Source organism: Streptomyces sp. NPDC002054, from assembly GCF_040296685.1.
GTDB lineage: Bacteria > Actinomycetota > Actinomycetes > Streptomycetales > Streptomycetaceae > Streptomyces.
Window position 1 is genome coordinate 56954 of sequence record NZ_JBEOXT010000016.1, and the last position, 17979, is coordinate 74932.

Here is a 17979-nt window from a genome sequence, read left to right on the forward strand (position 1 = left end):
CGGTGACCGTAAACGAGCCAGACCGGCCGAAACAAGAGATGAATTACGCACTATGACCGGTCTCACTGATCAAATCTTAAAACAGGTTTTGTATTGCTATAGCGGAGCAAAACGGACAGCGAAATGATCCCTTTTGGGAGACAAGTCAGCCGTGCTGCAAAGGGAGTTGTGTCCCGGCCCGGATGGCTTCGGTAACCGCCCTTTCTGCCTCCGGGAGGCGCTCCAGGAGCAGGGCAATGGTGCGGTCGCGGGTCATGGCGTAGGTGCGGAGGGAGTGGGTGACGCACTCCGGGTGGTCCAGCGGTTCGTTCAACGGGTAGACCGAGCCGGCCAGAGCGCAGAGTGCGGTCCGCGGTACGGCGGCCAGTTCGGCGGCCGGGAAGCCCGGGCGGGCCGCGCGGTAGGCGGCGATCAGCCGGGCCAGGCCGGCCGGCCAGTCCTCCCGGGTGACCACCGTCCGCGGATCGCAGCCGATCCGGGCGATCTCCCAGACCACCGCCCGCGGGCCGGGCGGACGGAAGTCGACGACCGCAGCCACCTCTTCCCCGCGCAGCAGCAGGTTCGGGGAGGCGAGGTCGCCGTGCACCGCCTGGACGGTCAGCCGGTCCGGCAGCGCCGCGGCCAGCTCGTCGATCCGCGGCAGCAGGGCGAGCCGGTCCCGCGCGGTGTCCAGCGCCCACCCCTCGAAGCCCTCGCGCGGCCGTGCCTCGTACCGCTCGATCAGCCGGCGCAGCCGGGTCCGCCGGGCCTCGGGGTCGTGGACGACGGTGGCCGGCGCCATCCGGACGTGGCCGCCCGGGTGGCGGGCCAGGGCCGTGTGCAGCCGGGCCAGCGTCCGGCCGACGGCGGCCCAGCGGCCACCGTGCAGCCCGCCCTCGGCGGTCTCCGCCGCCGCCACGTACGCCGAGACCGAGACGGCGGCCGGGCTGCCACCGGGCGGGGCGCAGGCGAGGAGCCGGCCGTCCCGGGTCTCCCGTACCTCGGGCACCGGCACCCCGGCCCGGCCGGCGAACCGGCCCAGTTCCAGGGCCTGTTCCACGGCCACCGGATCGACGGCGCCCGGGGGGTAGGCCTTGACGAACCAGCGGCGTCCGCCGGCCTCGGTGACGATGTGGTTGACGGTTTCGGTGCCGGCGGGGCCCGGCTCCACGGCGCGCGGGACCAGGCCGTACGCCCGGGCGAGCAGCGCGGCCGTCCCCTCGTTCACGGCGCCTGGTCCGGGCCCGGGCCGGTCCAGGGCCGGCCCGCGTACAGCTCCAGGGGCCCGGTCCCTTCCCGCAGCGCGGTCAGACAGGACTCGATCCGCCGCCGCAGTTTCGGCCGGACCAGGGTGCCCAGCTCCTCCTGCCCGGCCAGCCGCCATTCCCGCAGCTCCTCCGGAGGCAGCTTGATCTGCCCGAGCGTGCTGTCGTCCAGGATCCCGCCGTCGAAGGTGAACGCCACCCGGGCCGGATACGGCGCATGGCTCGCCCAGTTGACCGCCAGCAGCCGGCCGGGCTCCACCTCCAGCCCCAGCTCCTCCCGCACTTCGCGGCGCGCCCCGTCGCGCGGGCTCTCCCCGAGGTCGCTGTCCACCCCGCCGCCCGGCAGGTGCCACCGGCCGCCCGCACCGTACGCGGGCTGCACCAGCAGCACCCGGCCGGACCGGTCGGTGAGCAGCATGTGCGCGGCGGTGAAGGCCTTCGGCCGGTTGGCCCGGTGACTGGCCGAGTCCAGCGCGTTGGCATGCTCCAGCGCGGCCCGCCGCTCCGGGTCGAGCGCGGCGGGGGAGCCCGGCTGCGGCACCCCGTTGACCAGGTGGGCGATCGACCCCGCGTAGAGCGCGGCCAGCCCGGCCCGCAGCCGCGGCGCGATCCGCTCCGGCAGCAGTCGGCACGCCTCCTCCGGGGTGTGCCAGTTCGCCTCGGCCACCTCGCCGTCGGCGAACCGGATCGACGCCGCCTGCTCCGCGGACAGCGGCCCGACCAGATGCACATGCGCCACCAGGGACCGGCCCAGCTCGCCCGGCGCCCGTGCGTCCACGGCGAGCAGCCGGCCCACCGGTACGTCCAGTCCGAGCTCCTCCCCGAGCTCCCGGGCCAGGCCCTCCTCGGGGGTCTCGGTGGCCTCCACGGTGCCGCCGGGCAGCTCCAGGCCCTCCTTGTAGGAGGGGGTCAGCAGCAGCACCAGGCCCGCATCGTCCAGGACGATCCCGGTCGCCGCGACCAGCGGCGACGGCCGGGCCGCGTAGTACGCCCGGACCTCCTCCGCGGTCGGCTGCCGGCCGGGCTGACCCGGTGGGGGTGGGGATGCGGGCGCGGGCACGGGCGGCTCCTGTACGGGACCGGGTCGGAACGGGTGGCACCGGTCCAACGCCGACAGCACCCGTTCTGTCACGGTCCCAAAAACAAAAAAGGCAAGGAGGGATGTCCACTCCTTGCCACTCTCAACTTATAGCGCACCGGGGGGCTTGCGGCAAGGCCCCGCTCGTCGGGCAGAATCGCGCACCTAGATCATCAAGACCTGCAGAAATCACGGGGGATACGCGAAGTGCGTGTTGTTTCAAGTGCGTTCGACCTGCCCGAGCGCCTTTCGTCCAAGGCCGACCCGGCGCTGACCGCCGGCGACGAGCGGCACTTCGCGGCCATCTCGGAGAGCCTCGAGCAGTCGATCGCCGAACTGTCCGACCTCCTCGAGGTCACGCGCAAGGCGCCCGGCGGCGTCGGCCGGCAGGCGATGGACCGGGACGCGGAGATCCACCGCCTGACCGGCCGCCTGCGCACCCTGCGCCGCTTCGGCCTGGACCTGTGCCTGGGACACATCGTGAGTGCGGACGACCCCGAGCCCGTCTACATCGGCCGCCTCGGCCTCACCGACAGCACGGGGCGCCGGCTGCTGCTCGACTGGCGCTCCGCCGCGGCCGAGCCGTTCTTCGCGGCGACCCACGCCAACCCGATGGGTCTGGCGAGCCGCCGCAGGTACCGCTGGACCGGCGGCCGGATCAGCGACTACTGGGACGAGGTGTTCACCGCCGAGGGGCTCGAGGGGCACGCCGCGCTCGACGACCAGTCCGCGTTCATCGCCAGCCTGGGCAGCAACCGGTCGGCCCGGATGCGCGACGTGCTCGCCACCATCCAGGCCGACCAGGACGCCGTCATCCGGGCCGGATCCCGCGGCGCCCTCGTCGTCGACGGCGGTCCGGGCACCGGCAAGACCGTCGTCGCCCTGCACCGCGCCGCCCACCTCCTCTACTCCGACCCCCGCCTCGGCCACCGTCGGGGCGGCGTGCTGTTCGTCGGCCCGAGCCGGCCCTACCTGGCCTACGTCGCCGATGTCCTGCCCAGCCTCGGCGAGGAGGGCGTGCAGACCTGCATCGTGCGCGACCTCGTCACCGAGGGAGCCGCAGCTGCGGTCGAGACCGACCCGGACGTCGCCCGTCTGAAGGCCTCCGCGGACCTGGTGAAGGCGATCGAACCGGCCGTCCGTATCTACGAGGAGCCGCCCACCGAGGGGATGACGGTCTCGAGCCACTGGTCCGACATCTGGCTGAGCGCCGAGGACTGGGCGGCGGCGTTCGCCGCAGTGGAGCCCGGCACTCCGCACAATCTGGCGCGGGACCAGATCCGGGAGGAGCTGCTTGCGATCCTGATGGACAAGGACGACAGCGACGCCCCGCCCCAGCAGCTCCGGAGGTCGCTGCTGCAGGACCGGGAGCTGATCGGGACCCTCAACCGCGCCTGGCCGATGCTCGAACCCACCGACCTCGTCGGCGACCTGTGGTCGGTGCCCGCGTACCTGCGCAAGTGCGCTCCCTGGCTCGGCCCCGACGAGGTCCGCGCACTGCAGCGCCCGGACGCCCAGGCCTGGACGGTGTCCGACCTGCCGCTCCTGGACGCGGCCCGGCAGCGGCTCGGCGACCCGGAGGCCTCCGTACGCCAACGCCGGCACGAGGCCGCCGTCGCCGCCGAACGCGCGCGCCGGGCCGACGTCATCGACGGCCTGCTGCAGGCCGACGACGACGGCGAAGGCGCGGTGACGATGCTGCGCGGACAGGACCTTCAGGACACCCTGATCGACGGGAGCGCGCTGCCCGGTACCGAACCGGACCTGCTCGCCGGCCCGTTCGCCCACATCATCGTTGACGAGGCCCAGGAGCTGACCGACGCCGAGTGGCAGATGCTGCTGCTCCGCTGTCCGTCCCGGAGCTTCACCATCGTCGGTGACCGCGCCCAGGCCAGGCACGGGTTCACGGAGTCGTGGCAGGAACGCCTCGAGCGGGTCGGGCTCGACCGGATCACCGTGGCCTCCCTGACCGTCAACTACCGCACGCCGGAGGAGGTCATGGCGGAGGCCGAGCCGGCCATCCGCGCCGCGCTCCCGGACGCCAATGTGCCGACCTCCATCCGCAGCAGCGGTATCCCCGTCGGCCACGGATCCGTTGCCGACCTGGACTCGGTCCTCGAGACCTGGCTCGCCGCACATGCCGAAGGAACCGCCTGCGTCATCAGCACCGGTGACATCGGCACCGACACCTTCCCGGCGACCTCCCGCGTCCGGTCGCTGACACCGGAACTGTCCAAGGGCCTCGAGTTCGACCTGGTTGTCCTCATCGACCCGGAGACGTTCGGAACGGGCACGGCAGGAGCCGTCGACCGCTATGTCGCGATGACCCGCGCGACCCGGCAGCTCGTCATCCTCAGGACACCCTGACCCCGGCGGCGGGGGTGAGTTCGGCGATCCGCCGCAGCGCCCCCGCCACCGACGCCGCCCCGGCGGGCAGCAGCGGCAGCCGTACGTCCGGGGTGGGAATCCGGCCCTGCGCGTGCAGCACCCCCTTCACCACCGTCGGGTTCGGCTCGGCGAACGCCGCCGCCGACAGCCGGGCCAGCGCGTGCCCCAGCTCCCGCGCCCGCCCCACCTCGCCCGCCTCCCAGGCGGCGGCCAGCTCCACGAACCGCTCCGTCGCCAGATGGGCCGAGGCCAGAATGCCGCCCGCCGCCCCCATGGCCAGCAGCGGCACCAGGTACGCGTCATCGCCGGCCAGCACCGTGAACCCCTCCGGCAGGTCCCCGAGCAGGGCCACCGTCTCCGGGCCGATGCCGCCGCCCGCGTACTTGATTCCGGCGATCCCCGGCAGCGCGCCCAGCGTCCGCAGGGTGCCCGCGTCCAGCGGCAGGCCGGTCCGGTAGGGGATGTGATAGACGATCAGCGGAACCGGGCTGGCAGCCGTCAGCCGCTCGAAGTGGGCCAGTACCCCGTCCGGGGAGGGCCGGACGAAGGAGGGCACCGTCACCAGCGCCGCCCGCACCTCCGGCCGCTCGCCGAGCCGGGCCAGGGCCGCCGCGCTCGTCCGGGTGTCGCTGCTCCCGGCGCCGACGGTCAGCCAGGCGCCGCGCTCCCGGCAGACCCGCGCGCACACCTCCGTGACCAGGTCGCGTTCGGCTGCGTCCAGCGCCGCCGCCTCTCCGGTGGTCCCGAGCGCGACGATCCCGGCGGCGCCGGCGTCGAGTACCTCGCAGGCCAGCCGTTCGAGGGCTCGGGCGGCGACCGCGCCCGTGGCATCGAAGGGGGTGACGAGCGGTACGTGAATGCCCCGCAGGGCGGTGTCCTGTGCCATGTCCCGAGCCTGTCCCGCCGCGACCGTCAAATCCAGTTCGCGTTTCTTACGCAAAACGTAAGCTGATCCGATGCTCGATGTACGACGCCTGCGCCTGCTGCGCGAACTCGCCCGCCGCGGCACCATCGCCGCCGTTGCCGAGGCCCTCGCCTTCAGCCCTTCGGCCGTCTCCCAGCAGCTCGGCGTGCTCGAACGGGAGGCCGGGCTGGCCCTGCTGGAGCGGACCGGCCGCCGGGTCCGGCTCACCCCGGCCGGCGAGAACCTGGTGCGGCACGCCGAAGCCGTGCTCGAACGCCTGGAGCGGGCCGAGGCCGAGCTGGCGGAGGCGCGGGAGGGCCTGGCGGGCGTGCTGCGGATCGGCGCGTTCCCGACCGCCACCCGGGCCATCGTCCCGGCCGCGCTGGTCTCGTTGGCCCGCCGCCACCCGGGCCTGGAGCCGATGGTCTGCGAGACCGACCCGGCGGCCGTCGCGCACGCCCTGCGGGCCGGCGACCTGGACGTGGCCCTCGTCCACGTCTACGACTTCGTCCCCGCCCCACCGGAGCCGGGCCTCGCCACCGAGCCGCTGTACGCCGAGGCCATGTACCTGGCCGAACCCGCGGACCCGGCCGGCCTCCCCGGTGCACCGGAAGAGGCCCGGGACGCGGAGGTCCTCCGCCGTCGGCAGGACGCCCCCTGGATCACGGCCACTCCCGGCACGCTGTGCCGGACCATGACCGTACGGGCCTGCCAGGCGGCCGGCTTCACCCCCCGGGTCCGCCACCAGGCCGACGAGTTCGCCACCGTCCTCGCCCTGGTGGCGGCCGGCCAGGGCGTCGCCCTCGTACCGCAGCTCGGCATCGCCCGGCCGGGGGACCGGGATCCGGCCGTCCGGCTCACCCGGCTGCGCCTCCAGCGGCGTACCCGGATCGCCTTCCGCAGCGGGGCCGCCGGCCACCCGGCCGTGGCGGCCTTCGGCGCGGCCCTGCGCGGGGCCGTACCGCCCGAACTCCCGCCGGAGTAACGTTCGACGGTCCGGCAAGGATCGAGCAGAGCGGGGAACGACGTGGGGAACGACGTGACGCACCGGGTTCGGGGAGTCATCGCGCGGAGCAAGGGCGCACCGGTGGAGACCACCACCATCCTGGTCCCGGACCCGGGCCCGGGCGAGGCGCTCGTACAGGTCAAGGCCTGCGGGGTCTGCCACACCGACCTGCACTACCGGGAAGGCGGGATCAACGACGAGTTCCCCTTCCTGCTCGGTCACGAGGCAGCCGGGGTGGTCGAGTCGGTGGGCCCGGGCGTCACCTCCGTGGCCCCCGGCGACTTCGTGGTCCTCAACTGGCGTGCGGTGTGCGGGACCTGCCGGGCCTGTCGGCGCGGCCGGCCCTGGTACTGCTTCGCCACCCACAACGCCACTCAGCCCATGACCCTGGAGGACGGCACCCCGCTCTCTCCCGCCCTGGGTATCGGCGCCTTCGCGGAGAAGACCCTGGTCGCGGCGGGCCAGTGCACCAAGGTCGACCCGGCCGCCTCCCCGGCCGCGGCGGGCCTGCTCGGCTGCGGGGTGATGGCCGGCCTCGGCGCGGCCCTCAACACCGGGAATGTGGGGCGGGGCGACACGGTGGCCGTCATCGGCTGCGGGGGAGTGGGCAACGCGGCCGTGGCCGGCGCCAGGCTGGCCGGGGCGGCGAAGATCATCGCGGTGGACCTGGACGACCGCAAGCTGGGCTGGGCCACCGGGCTGGGCGCCACCCACACGGTCAACGCCCGCAGCGAGGACGTGGTGAAGGCGATCCGTGCGCTGACGGACGGCAACGGCGCGGACGTGGTCATCGAGGCGGTGGGCCGGCCCGACACGTACGAGCAGGCCTTCTACGCCCGCGACCTGGCGGGCACGGTCGTCCTGGTCGGCGTCCCGACCCCGGACATGCGCCTGGACCTGCCGCTGCTGGACGTGTTCGGGCGGGGCGGCGCGCTGAAGTCCTCCTGGTACGGGGACTGCCTGCCGGAGCGGGACTTCCCGCTGCTGATCGACCTGTACCTGCAGGGGCGCCTGGACCTGGACGCGTTCGTCTCGGAGACGATCGCGCTGGACGGGGTGGAAGAGGCCTTCGCCCGCATGGAGCGCGGCGAAGTCCTCCGCTCGGTAGTCCAGCTCTGACCCGTCCCGCCTGAGGTCCCTTCCGCGCTGCGCCCGGCTGCGCCCCGGGCGGGCACAGCGCGGCCAGCCGGCCGAGGTGAACACCAGCGAGGCGCTGTGGCCGCCGAAGCCGAACGAGTCGGCCGCCGCGGCCGGGACCCGGCCGCGGCGCGCCGCACCGCGGACCACCTCCGGCCCGGGCCGCGCCCTCCCCGATAGCGAACCCGTCGCGGCCGGTGCGCCGGCCCAGGCATGCCGGGCGGCGATCGGCGCGATGCGGTCCGGCATCCGGTCCGGCACCGCGCCGGGCTGCCGGCGCAGCCGGCCGGGGATCCGTACGGGCAGCTCCGCTGGCCACAGCGACTTCCGTGCGGCTGGGCCTGATCAGGTCCAGGCCCAGCGCGATGGCCTCGGCGCGCCAGGCGCTGGCGCCGCCCCGGGCCCCGGGGCGGATGCTGCCGCAGGCGGCCGGTCCGCCGGCCGAGGCCTGCCGGGCGGCGATCGGCGCGATGCGGGCCGGCACCCGGTCCGGCACCGCGCCGCGCTCATGGCGCAGCCGGGCGGCGATCCGTATCGGCAGCTTCGCCGCCCGCGGCGTACGGCACGGGGGACGGGAGGCCGCCGGGGCGGCTGGAGCCCCGTACTAGACTCGCCGCACCGCCCGCCCCACCGCACCCCTGGACCACCCGTGACCAGCAGCCACCGCCCCGCCGCCACCCGCTACCGCCAGCCCGGAGTCGTCCTCACCGACCACCACTTCGAGGTGCCGCTCGACCACGACTGCCCCGACAGCGGCGACCGCATCGAGCTGTACGCGCGCGAAGTGACCGCGGCCGGCAAGGACCCGGAGGGCCTGCCCTGGCTGCTCTACCTCGAGGGCGGACCCGGCTTCGGCGCCCGCCGGTTCACCGGCCGGCAGGCCTGGCTGGACCGGGCCCTGACCGAGTACCGGGTGCTCCTCCTCGACCAGCGCGGCACCGGCCGGTCCACCCCCGCCAACCGGCAGACCCTGCCGCTCCGCGGCACCCCCGCCCAACAGGCCGAGTACCTGGCCCACTTCCGCTCCGACTCCATCGTCCGCGACTGCGAGGCCATCCGGCCCGCCCTGACCGGCGGCGCCCCCTGGACCGTACTCGGCCAGAGCTTCGGCGGATTCTGCACCACCCACTACCTCTCCACCGCCCCCGAAGGCCTGGCCACCGCCCTGATCACCGGCGGCCTGCCCGGCCTCACGGCCACCGCCGACCAGGTGTACGCCGCCGCCTTCCCCCGCATCGAGCGCAAGAACCGGGCCCACTACGCCCGCTACCCGATGGACGTCGACCGCGCCCGCCGGATCGCCGCGCACCTCGCCGAGCAGCCCGCCGCCCTCCCCGGCGGCCACCGGTTCACCGTCGAGGCCTTCCAGTCCCTCGGCATGCTCCTCGGCACCGGTGACGGCAGTCACCAGCTGCACTACCTGCTGGAGAACGCGTTCGTCGCCACCCCCGCCGGGCCGGCCCTCTCCGACGCCTTCCTGGAGGGTGTGCGCGGCCAGTTGTCCTTCGCCGGACACCCCCTCTACGCGCTGCTCCACGAGTCCATCTACGCCCAGGACCCGGCCGCCCCCACCGGCTGGGCCGCCGAACGGGTCCGCGCCGCACACCCCCGCTTCGACGCCGCCGCCACCCTGGCGGCCGGCGACGAGCCGCTCCTCTTCACCGGGGAGACCATCCACCCCTGGCACTTCACCACCGATCCGGCGCTCGAACCGCTCCGCGAGACCGCCGAACTCCTCGCCGCCCGCACCGGCTGGACCCCCCTCTACGACCCGGCCCGGCTCGCCGCCAACGAGGTGCCGGTGGCCGCGGCCGTCTACCACGACGACATGTACGTGGACACGGCCCACTCGCTGGAGACCGCGCGGGCCGTCCGCGGCCTGCGCACCTGGATCACCGACGAGTTCGAACACGACGGGGTGCGGGCGGGCGGCACCCGCGTCCTGGACCGCCTGCTGGCCCTGGTCCGCGACGAGGCCTGAGCCGGCGGGGCGCCGGCCGTGAGTAGGTGAGATCGGCCCGGCGCCCGGCCGGGTCGCCTATTCTGCGGATCATGACGGAGCACACGGAACAGGAACAGGCACCGGACCAGCTCGCCCCCATGCCCACGGACTGGCAGCGCGCCCTCGCTGTCGTCGCCCACCCGGACGACCTCGAGTACGGCTGCGCCGCGGCCATCGCGGACTGGACGGACGGCGGCCGGGAGGTCGTCTACCTGCTGGCCACCCGGGGCGAGGCCGGCATCGACACCATCGCGCCCGAGGAGTGCGCACCGCTGCGCGAGGCCGAGCAGCGGGCGAGCGCCGCCGTGGTCGGGGTGTCCGAGGTGGAGTTCCTGGACCACCGGGACGGAGTCATCGAGTACGGGCTGGACCTGCGCCGGGACATCGCGGCGGCGATCCGCCGGCACCGCCCCGAGCTGGTCATCACGCTCAACCACCGGGACATCTGGGGGACCGGACCGGGCGGCTACTGGAACACCCCGGACCACCGGGCGGTCGGCCGGGCCACCCTGGACGCGGCGGCGGACGCCGGCAACCGCTGGATCTTCCCCGAACTCATCGCCGAGCAGGGCCTGGAGCCGTGGGGCGGGGTGCGCTGGGTGGCGGTGGCCGGATCGAGTACGCCGACGCACGCGGCGGACGCCGGCCCGGGGCTGGAGCGTTCGGTGAAGTCCCTGATGGAGCACCGGGCCTATATCGAGGTGCTCACGGAGGAGGATCCGGAGACGTACTGCCGGACCTTCCTCACCGGCAACGCCCAGCAGGCCTCGGCCCGGTTCGGCGGCCGGCCGGCCGTGACGTTCGAGGTCTTCCCCCGCTGACCGCACCCCTGCATAATCTGACACTTCGTCAGATGTGGTGCTGTTGCGGGGAGGGGCGTCGGGTGATCGACACGTTGTCCACGGAGATCGCCGAGGGCGAGGAACGCATCCGTCTCGACATCGCGGACGGCATCGCGGTCCTCACCCTCTGCCGGCCGGACAAGCTCAACGGCTGGAGCTGGGAGTCGACCCGGCAGCTGGGACTGCTCGCCGACCGCATCCGGTTCGACGACACGGTCCGGGCGGTGCTGCTCCGCGCCGAGGGCCGCGCCTTCTGCGCGGGCATCGATGTGACCGCCCCCGGCGGCGCCATCACCGGGGCCACGCCCGCGGCCCGCACCCGGAACTACTACGAGGGCATCCGCTGGGTGCACGAGCGCTTCGCCGTGCTGGCGAGCCTGCCGCAGCCGGTGATCGCGGCGGTGCAGGGCTACTGCCTGGGCTTCGGCTTCGAACTGGCCCTGATGGCCGACATCCGGATCGCCGCCGAGGACGCGGTGTTCGCCCTCCCCGAGGCCGGGCTGGGCGTCGCGGTGGACGCGGGCGGCGACCTCCGCATCGCCCGTGAGGCCGGGGCCGGCTGGGCCAAACTGCTGGCGTTGACCGGCCGCCGGATCGACGCCGGCACGGCCGAACGGCTCAACCTGGTCCAGCTGGTGGTGCCGCGCCCGGAGCTGGACGGCGCGGCCGAGGCCCTGGCGGCCGAGATCGCGGCCAATGCGCCGCTCGCCGTGCAGGGGATCAAGCGGGCGGTGGACGCGTACGCCGATGCCGCGCTGCCCGCCGCGCTGGACCGGGTCGCGATGACCGCCGCGCTCACCCTGACTTCGGAGGACTGCCGCGAGGGCTACACGGCCAAGGCAGCCCGCCGCCCCCCGCACTTCACGGGCGGCTGACGGCGGGCGCGGTCAGTGTGACGAGCCCCCTGCCTCCCGCCCGAGCTGCTCGCGGACCGTGACCACCTCGGGGTTCACCAGGGACCGGCGCTGCCAGTTTGCCCCGTCCACCACCAGGGTGTGGCCTGTGATGAAGCGGGCGTACGGGGAGGCCAGGAAGGTGGCCGCCCAGCCCAGTTCGCGGGGCAGCCCGACCCGCAGCGCCGGCTGCCGGGCATCCCGGTCCCCGGGGGCCGCCGCCCGGTCGAGTCCGGCCCGGATATCGGCGGTCATGTCCTCGTGCGGGATCAGCCCCGGCACCAGGCCGTTGACCTGGATCCCGTACGGCCCCCACTCCACGGCGAGGGTCTCCACCAGGTTCTTCACCCCGGCCTTGGCGGCGGCGCTGTGGACGAAGCCGGGGCCGCCGGTCCATGCGTACGAGGCGCCGACGTTGATGATGGAGCCGGGTGTACCGGCGGCCAGGTGGCGGCGGCCGAACTCGCGGGTCGTGAACCAGGTGCCGGTGAGGGTGATGTCCACCACCGCCCGCCAGGCGTTGGGGGAGAGGTCCTCGGCGGGGCTGGGGAAGTTGGCGGCGGCGTTGTTCACCAGGACATCGGGAAGGCGGTCGGCGGCATCGAACGCCGCACCCACCTGCTCCGGATCGCGGATGTCGCAAACGGCGACCGACACCCGGCCCGCGCCCGGCACGGCCGCCAGCTCCTCCCGGGCGGCGAGGAGGCGCTCCTCGTTCCGGCTCACGATCAGCAGGTCCGCGCCCAGCCGGGCGAACTCGGCGGCCACGGCCCGGCCGAGCCCGGTACCCCCGCCGGTGACCAGCACCAGCTGCCCGGCGTACGTGCCGGCGGGGAGCGCCGAGGTCCCCGGCGGGGGCGGTGCGGGCAGTCCCGGCAGCCCGTCGCCGCCCCCGGCCCTTCCGCGGCTTCCGTCGCTTCCGCCGTCCGGATGTTCCGTGTCAGTCATGCGGGCATCGATAGCGCGCACGGGCGCAGATGGCCATGGCCATGGCCGTGTACGTACGACCCGCTCGTGCACGGGTGTTCAGCGGCCGGTCGCGGCGCGGTCCAGGACCCTGCCGGGGCAGTCGGGGACATCGGAGCCGTCCGCTGCCTTGGCCTCTTCGTCGCCGTTGAGGTAATAGGCGGACACCCATCCCTGCCTGCCGGTCGGGCCCATGTCCGTCAACAGCCACCAGGAGTTCCAGATGTTGCCGAGGCCGTTGACGTTCCCGCCCCGGGTGCGGCAGTAGACGTGGCCACGGCCGGCCTTGAACTCGCCGAGCTTGTCGGAGTCCCGGTCCCGCTCACTGCGGACGTACCCCTGGAGGACGAAGGTCACCGGCACCTTGGGCAGCTCGGCCCCGGGTGACGGCGTGGGCGTCGTGCCGGGCGTGCCGCTCGCGGACGGGACGACCGGCCCCGCGCCCGCCCTGGACCCGGTGCCCCGGTCCTCCCGCTGGGAGTTGGCGTAGAGCACCACCGAGACGGCGAGGGCCGCGGCGGACAGCACGGCGCTGACCGCGATCACGGCCCGGCGCGGCCAGGCCGACCCGGCGGCGCCGGGACCGGCCGTCGCACGGTCACCCGGCTCCCGTGCCGGCTCAGGTCTCGGCTCGGGAGCCGGAGACGGATCCACCACCGTGGGCTCCGGGCCCGCCGGCGCGGTCGTGCTCCGTACGGCGCGGGCGACCTGAGCCGGCAGCCACTGTTCGGGCACCGAGAGCCGGTCGGGGCGGTCGCCGCGCGCCGCCGTCAGCAGCTCCAGCAGTTCCGTCACGCCGGGCCGTCGTTCCGGCTCCTTGGCCAGGCAGCGTCGCACCACATCACGCAGCCCGGCCGGCAGCTGCGCGAGGTCGGGTTCCTCGTGCACGGCACGGTAGGCCACCACAAGGGCCGGGCCCGACCCGAACGGGCCTTCGCCGGTGGCCGTCCAGGCCAGGACCACCCCCAGCGCGAAGATGTCGGCGGCCGGCCCGACCGGGCCTCCGGTCGCCTGCTCGGGAGCCATGAAACCGGGGGTCCCGATGATGTCCCCGGTCCTGGTCACCTTGTCCGCCCCGGTGGCACCGGCGACGGAGATCCCGAAGTCGATCACGCGCGGCCCGTCCGTCGACAGCAGCACGTTCGTCGGCTTCAGGTCCCGGTGCACCACCCCGGCCGCGTGGATCGCCTCCAGCGCCTCGGCCAGCCCCGCCCCCAGCGCGAACACGGAGCCCTCTGTCCAGGGCCCGTGCGCGGTCACGGCCTCGCCCAGGGACAGGCCGGGGACGTAGGCGGTGGCCAGCCAGGGCGGATCCCCGTCCGGATCGGCGTCCACCACGGCGGCCGTGAAGACGCCGTTCACCCGGCGGGCGGCGGCCACCTCACGTGCGAACCGGCGCCGGAAGCCGTCTTCCCCCGCCAGGTCCGGCCGTACGACCTTCACCGCCAGGGCACGCCCGCCCGGGGACCACCCCAGGTACACCTGCCCCATACCGCCCGCACCCAGCCGGGAGACGATCCGGTACCGCCCCACCTGCCGCGGATCCCCTGCCTCCAGGTCAGCGCCCACCGTCATGCCCGATCCCCCCGTACTGCCCGACCCACCGGGGCGGGAGACTATCCAGCTCACCGCCCGGCCGCCAGCCCGGGCGGCGCGGAAGCCCAGGTCTGGACCGCCGCCCGACAGGCCCGGCCCCGCCCGCCGGGTCGGCCCGCGCGCGCCGCGTGCGGCCCGTACTGTTCCCAAGGCGGCAAGCGACCGCTTAGTATGCGCGCTGAGCGTGATCCCTCGACGGCGGCTGGAGGCCCCGGATGCAGGCATGGCGAGTACACACCCACGGCGAGCCCCGCGAGGTCATGCGGCTCGAGGAGGCCCCGGAGCCCGAGCCCCGCGAGGGCGAGGTGAAGCTCAGGGTGCGCGCGGCCAACGTCAACTTCCCCGACGCCCTGCTCTGCCGCGGCCAGTACCAGATCCGTCCGCCGCTGCCCTTCACCCCCGGCGTGGAGATCTGCGGCGAGACCGAGGACGGCCGCCGCGTCATCGCCAACCCCAGCCTGCCGTACGGAGGGTTCGCCGAGTACGTCACCGCTCCCGAGGCCGCCCTGCTCCCCGCCCCCGACTCCCTCGACGACGCCGAGGCCGCCGCCCTCCACATCGGCTACCAGACCGGCTGGTTCGGCCTGCACCGCAGGGCCGCCCTGCAGGCCGGTGAAACCCTCCTCGTGCACGCCGCGGCCGGCGGCGTCGGCAGCGCCGCCGTCCAGCTCGGCAAGGCCGCCGGCGCCTCCGTCATCGGTGTGGCCGGCGGCAAGGACAAGGTCCGCACCGCCGAGGAACTCGGCTGCGACCTGGTCATCGACCGCACCGCCGAGGACATCGCCGCCCGGGTCAAGGAGTTCACCGGCGGTCGCGGCGCCGACGTGGTCTACGACCCGGTCGGCGGCGACGCCCACACCGCCTCCGCCAAATGCGTGGCCTTCGAAGGCCGGATCGTCATCGTCGGCTTCGCCAGCGGCACCATCCCCACCCCCGCCCTCAGCCACGCCCTGGTCAAGAACTACTCCCTCCTCGGCCTCCACTGGGGCCTGTACGCCGCCAAGGACCCCGGCTCAGTCCGCGCCTGCCACACCGAACTGACCCGCCTCGCAGCCGAAGGCGCCATCAAGCCCCTGGTCAGCGAACGCGTCCCGCTCTCCGGGGCCGCCGACGCCGTCCAGCGCCTCGCGGACGGCAGCACCACCGGCCGGCTGGTCGTCCTGCCGTCCGCAGGAGCGGCCCGATGAGTCCCACTGCGGCCGAACTGGCCACCCGTACCCGCGAGTTCCTCGCCGCCCACCCGCCCGCCGGCACCGACCGCGCCACGTTCCTGCGGGCCCGGTTCGATGCCGGGCTCGCCTGGGTCCACTACCCCGAGGGCCTTGGCGGACTGGCCGCCCCGCGCACCCTGCAGGCCGTCGTCGACGCTGAACTCGAAGCCGCCGGCGCCCCCGACAACGACCCGCGCCGGATCGGCATCGGCCTCGGCATGGCGGCCCCCACGATCCTCGCCTACGGCACCGAGGAGCAGAAGCAGCGCTTCCTGCGCCCCCTGTGGGCCGGCGAGGAAGTCTGGTGCCAGCTCTTCAGCGAACCGGGGGCCGGCTCCGACCTCGCCGCCCTCGGCACCCGCGCGGTCCGCGACCGGGACGACTGGGTGGTGGACGGCCAGAAGGTGTGGACCTCCAGCGCACACACCGCCCGCTGGGCCATCCTCATCGCCCGCACCGACCCCGACCTGCCCAAACACCAGGGCATTACATACTTCCTCTGCGATATGACCGACCCCGGCGTGGAAGTCCGGCCGCTCCGCCAGATCACCGGCGAGGCCGAGTTCAACGAGGTCTTCCTCACCGGCGTCCGCATCCCCGACACCCACCGGCTCGGCGCCGTCGGCCAGGGCTGGGAGGTCGCCCGCACCACCCTGATGAACGAACGCGTCTCCATCGGCGGCATGCGGATCCCCCGCGAAGGCGGCATGATCGCCCCGGTCGCCGCCGCCTGGCGGGCCCGCCCCGAACTGCGCACCCACGCCCTGCACGACCGGCTGCTCACCCTCTGGACCGAGGCCGAGGTCGCCCGCCTCGCCGCCGAACGGCTGCGCCAGCAGCTCGCGGCCGGCCGGCCCGGGCCCGAGGGGTCCGGCATGAAGCTCACCTTCGCCCGCCTCAACCAGGAGATCAGCGGCCTGGAAGTGGAACTCCTCGCGGAGGAAGGCCTGTTGTACAAGGACTGGACGATGCGCCGCCCCGAACTGGTCGATTTCACCGGCCGCGACGCCGGCTACCGCTACCTGCGGGCGAAGGGCAATTCGATCGAAGGAGGCACCAGCGAAGTCCTCCTCAACATCGTCGCCGAGCGGGTCCTCGGCCTGCCGTCCGAACCCCGCGACGACAAGGACCTCCCCTGGAAGGACCTCGCCCGATGACCGCAACTGCCGCATCCGCCGGTCTCCTCTACTCGGACACCGAGGACGAACTCCGCGCCGCCGTACGGTCCCTGCTGGCCGACCGCAGCACCCCCGCCGCCGTCCTGGCCCGCCTCGAACAGGACCGCCCGTACGACCCGGAGCTGTGGGACACCCTCGCCGCCGGCATCGGCGCGGCCGGCCTGCTCGTGCCCGAGAAGCTCGGCGGCCAAGGCGCGAGCCACCGGGAGGCCGCCGTGGTGCTGGAGGAGCTGGGCCGGTCCGTGACCCCGGCCCCCTACCTGACCAGCGCGGTCGTGGCCACCGAGATCCTGCTGGCCTGCGCCCCCGCCTCGGCCGAGGCCACCGCCCTGCTCGCCGAGCTGGCCGCGGGCCGGACCGTCTGCGTGCCCGCGCTGCCGCTCACCCTCGGCCCCGGCGGCCCGCTGCCCGCGGGTCCGCCGACCACCCCCGTCACCGCCGTCGCGGACGCAGTCGCCGCCCACACCTTCCTGGTGCTCGCCGACACCGGCCTGTACGCGGTCCCCGCCGCCGAGGCGACCCGCGCCGACCGGACCCCGCTGGACCTGACCCGCCCGCTCGCCACCGTCACCCCGCACCCGGGCGCGGGCACTCTCCTCGCCGACCAGGCCACCGCCCGCCACGCGGTCGCCCGCGGCCTGCTCGCCGGGGCCGGGCTGCTCGCCTCCGAACAGCTCGGGCTGGCCGACTGGTGCCTCACCGAAACCGTCGGCCACCTCCGCACCCGGCACCAGTTCAACCGCCCGGTGGGCTCCTTCCAGGCCCTCAAGCACCGCCTCGCCCAGCTCTGGCTGGACGTGGCCTCCGCCCGGGCAGCCGCCCGCGCCGCCGCCGATGCCCTTGCCACCGGCGCCGCCGACGCACCCCTGCTGGTATCGGTGGCCCAGGCCTACTGCTCCGGCGTAGCGGTCCGGGCGGCCGAGGAATGCGTGCAGCTGCACGGCGGCATCGGGATGACCTGGGAACACCCGGCGCACCTCTACCTCAAGCGCGCCAAGGCCGACTCGCTGGCCCTCGGCACCGCCGGCCACCACCGCACCCTCCTCGCGGACCTGGCGGACCTGGCGGCCCCCTGACCCGTGGCCGTCGCCACCACCCCGAAGAGGTGACCTCACCCCCCGCCTCGCGTTAGTGCGGTATGAACCCGACGTCAACCGGACCGGCAACCGGAGCCGGCCTTTTCACCCGCCGTACGCTCCTGCGTACGGCGTTCACCGCGGCCGTCCTCGCCGGGACCACCGCCGCCCTCGGACCGCTGCTCCGGGCCCGGCGGCCCCGGCCCGCCACGGCCCCCGACCGGGAACCCGTCCCGGTCCTGGAGGAGACGTACCGGGGCCGGCACATCGCCGTGGACGCGGCGGGCGTCCGGATCGACGGCCGCCCGCTGCACGTGATGCGCCGCGCCGACGGCAGCTACCTCAGCGGGGTCAACCACTTCGAGTCGTTCGCCACGCCCCTGGAGCTCGCCCGCGCGGCCGTCGACGAACTCGGCACGGCCCGGCTGGCAGCCGCCGTATCCCACCACGGCTGAGCG

The 17979-nt window shown here is 74.6% G+C and carries 16 protein-coding genes; 11 read left to right on the forward strand and 5 right to left on the reverse strand.

Going from position 1 to position 17979, the window contains the following annotated elements; genetic code table 11:
* Positions 1-145: 145 nt before the first annotated feature.
* Both ABT123_RS16985 and ABT123_RS16990 read right to left on the reverse strand, forming a co-directional pair.
* Complete coding sequence (locus ABT123_RS16985; RefSeq protein ID WP_351314503.1) at positions 146-1207, reverse strand: phosphotransferase enzyme family protein; 1062 nt, start codon at positions 1205-1207, stop codon at positions 146-148.
* Positions 1204-2304, reverse strand: a complete 1101-nt coding sequence (locus ABT123_RS16990; RefSeq protein ID WP_351314506.1) for an NUDIX domain-containing protein — start codon at positions 2302-2304, stop codon at positions 1204-1206. Before ABT123_RS16990 ends, ABT123_RS16985 begins: the two co-directional genes overlap by 4 nt.
* A gap of 225 nt (positions 2305-2529) precedes the next feature.
* Between ABT123_RS16990 and helR the strand changes: the two genes are divergently transcribed.
* The gene (gene helR, locus ABT123_RS16995; protein ID WP_351314509.1) at positions 2530-4689 is read left to right on the forward strand and encodes an RNA polymerase recycling motor ATPase HelR; all 2160 of its coding nucleotides are present in this window, start codon (positions 2530-2532) and stop codon (positions 4687-4689) included.
* Here the strand turns inward: helR and ABT123_RS17000 are convergent.
* Positions 4676-5596 (reverse strand): dihydrodipicolinate synthase family protein, encoded by a 921-nt coding sequence (locus ABT123_RS17000; RefSeq protein WP_351314512.1) that lies wholly within the window; start codon positions 5594-5596, stop codon positions 4676-4678. The genes helR and ABT123_RS17000 overlap by 14 nt on opposite strands.
* 70 nt (positions 5597-5666) lie before the next feature.
* Here ABT123_RS17000 and ABT123_RS17005 point away from each other — a divergent pair, with 70 nt between their 5' ends.
* The 6 genes from ABT123_RS17005 (at position 5667) to ABT123_RS17030 (ending at position 11476) form a co-directional block, all read left to right on the forward strand.
* Entirely contained in the window at positions 5667-6599 is a 933-nt protein-coding gene (locus ABT123_RS17005) for a LysR family transcriptional regulator (RefSeq protein ID WP_351314515.1), read from the forward strand.
* Between the two features lie 54 nt (positions 6600-6653).
* A complete protein-coding gene (locus tag ABT123_RS17010; protein WP_351314518.1) occupies positions 6654-7739 on the forward strand; it encodes an S-(hydroxymethyl)mycothiol dehydrogenase in 1086 nt (361 codons plus the stop codon).
* Between the two features lie 383 nt (positions 7740-8122).
* On the forward strand, positions 8123-8365 hold the full coding sequence (locus tag ABT123_RS17015) for a hypothetical protein (protein WP_351314521.1): 243 nt from the start codon (positions 8123-8125) through the stop codon (positions 8363-8365).
* A 41-nt stretch (positions 8366-8406) separates the two neighbouring features.
* Positions 8407-9738, forward strand: coding sequence for an alpha/beta fold hydrolase (locus tag ABT123_RS17020; protein WP_351314524.1), 1332 nt, complete (start codon positions 8407-8409; stop codon positions 9736-9738).
* A 71-nt stretch (positions 9739-9809) separates the two neighbouring features.
* Positions 9810-10580, forward strand: coding sequence for a PIG-L deacetylase family protein (locus ABT123_RS17025; protein ID WP_351314526.1), 771 nt, complete (start codon positions 9810-9812; stop codon positions 10578-10580).
* Between the two features lie 62 nt (positions 10581-10642).
* The gene (locus ABT123_RS17030; RefSeq protein ID WP_351314529.1) at positions 10643-11476 is read left to right on the forward strand and encodes an enoyl-CoA hydratase/isomerase family protein; all 834 of its coding nucleotides are present in this window, start codon (positions 10643-10645) and stop codon (positions 11474-11476) included.
* 12 nt (positions 11477-11488) lie between these two features.
* Here the strand turns inward: ABT123_RS17030 and ABT123_RS17035 are convergent, their stop codons facing one another.
* Positions 11489-12442 (reverse strand): SDR family oxidoreductase, encoded by a 954-nt coding sequence (locus ABT123_RS17035; protein WP_351314531.1) that lies wholly within the window; start codon positions 12440-12442, stop codon positions 11489-11491.
* Between the two features lie 78 nt (positions 12443-12520).
* Positions 12521-14035, reverse strand: coding sequence for a serine/threonine-protein kinase (locus ABT123_RS17040; RefSeq protein WP_351314534.1), 1515 nt, complete (start codon positions 14033-14035; stop codon positions 12521-12523).
* A gap of 236 nt (positions 14036-14271) precedes the next feature.
* On the opposite strand from ABT123_RS17040, the gene ABT123_RS17045 reads away from it, so the two are divergent.
* The 4 genes from ABT123_RS17045 (at position 14272) to ABT123_RS17060 (ending at position 17976) form a co-directional block, all read left to right on the forward strand.
* On the forward strand, positions 14272-15243 hold the full coding sequence (locus ABT123_RS17045; RefSeq protein ID WP_351314537.1) for an NADPH:quinone oxidoreductase family protein: 972 nt from the start codon (positions 14272-14274) through the stop codon (positions 15241-15243).
* Positions 15240-16424 (forward strand): acyl-CoA dehydrogenase family protein, encoded by a 1185-nt coding sequence (locus ABT123_RS17050; protein ID WP_351314540.1) that lies wholly within the window; start codon positions 15240-15242, stop codon positions 16422-16424. Before ABT123_RS17045 ends, ABT123_RS17050 begins: the two co-directional genes overlap by 4 nt.
* Positions 16421-17521: an acyl-CoA dehydrogenase family protein gene (locus tag ABT123_RS17055; protein WP_351314543.1), complete on the forward strand. Its 1101-nt coding sequence runs from the start codon at positions 16421-16423 to the stop codon at positions 17519-17521. The genes ABT123_RS17050 and ABT123_RS17055 overlap by 4 nt, the downstream gene beginning before the upstream one ends.
* Before the next feature lie 62 nt (positions 17522-17583).
* A complete protein-coding gene (locus tag ABT123_RS17060; RefSeq protein WP_351314546.1) occupies positions 17584-17976 on the forward strand; it encodes a tyrosinase family oxidase copper chaperone in 393 nt (130 codons plus the stop codon).
* Positions 17977-17979: the final 3 nt, after the last annotated feature.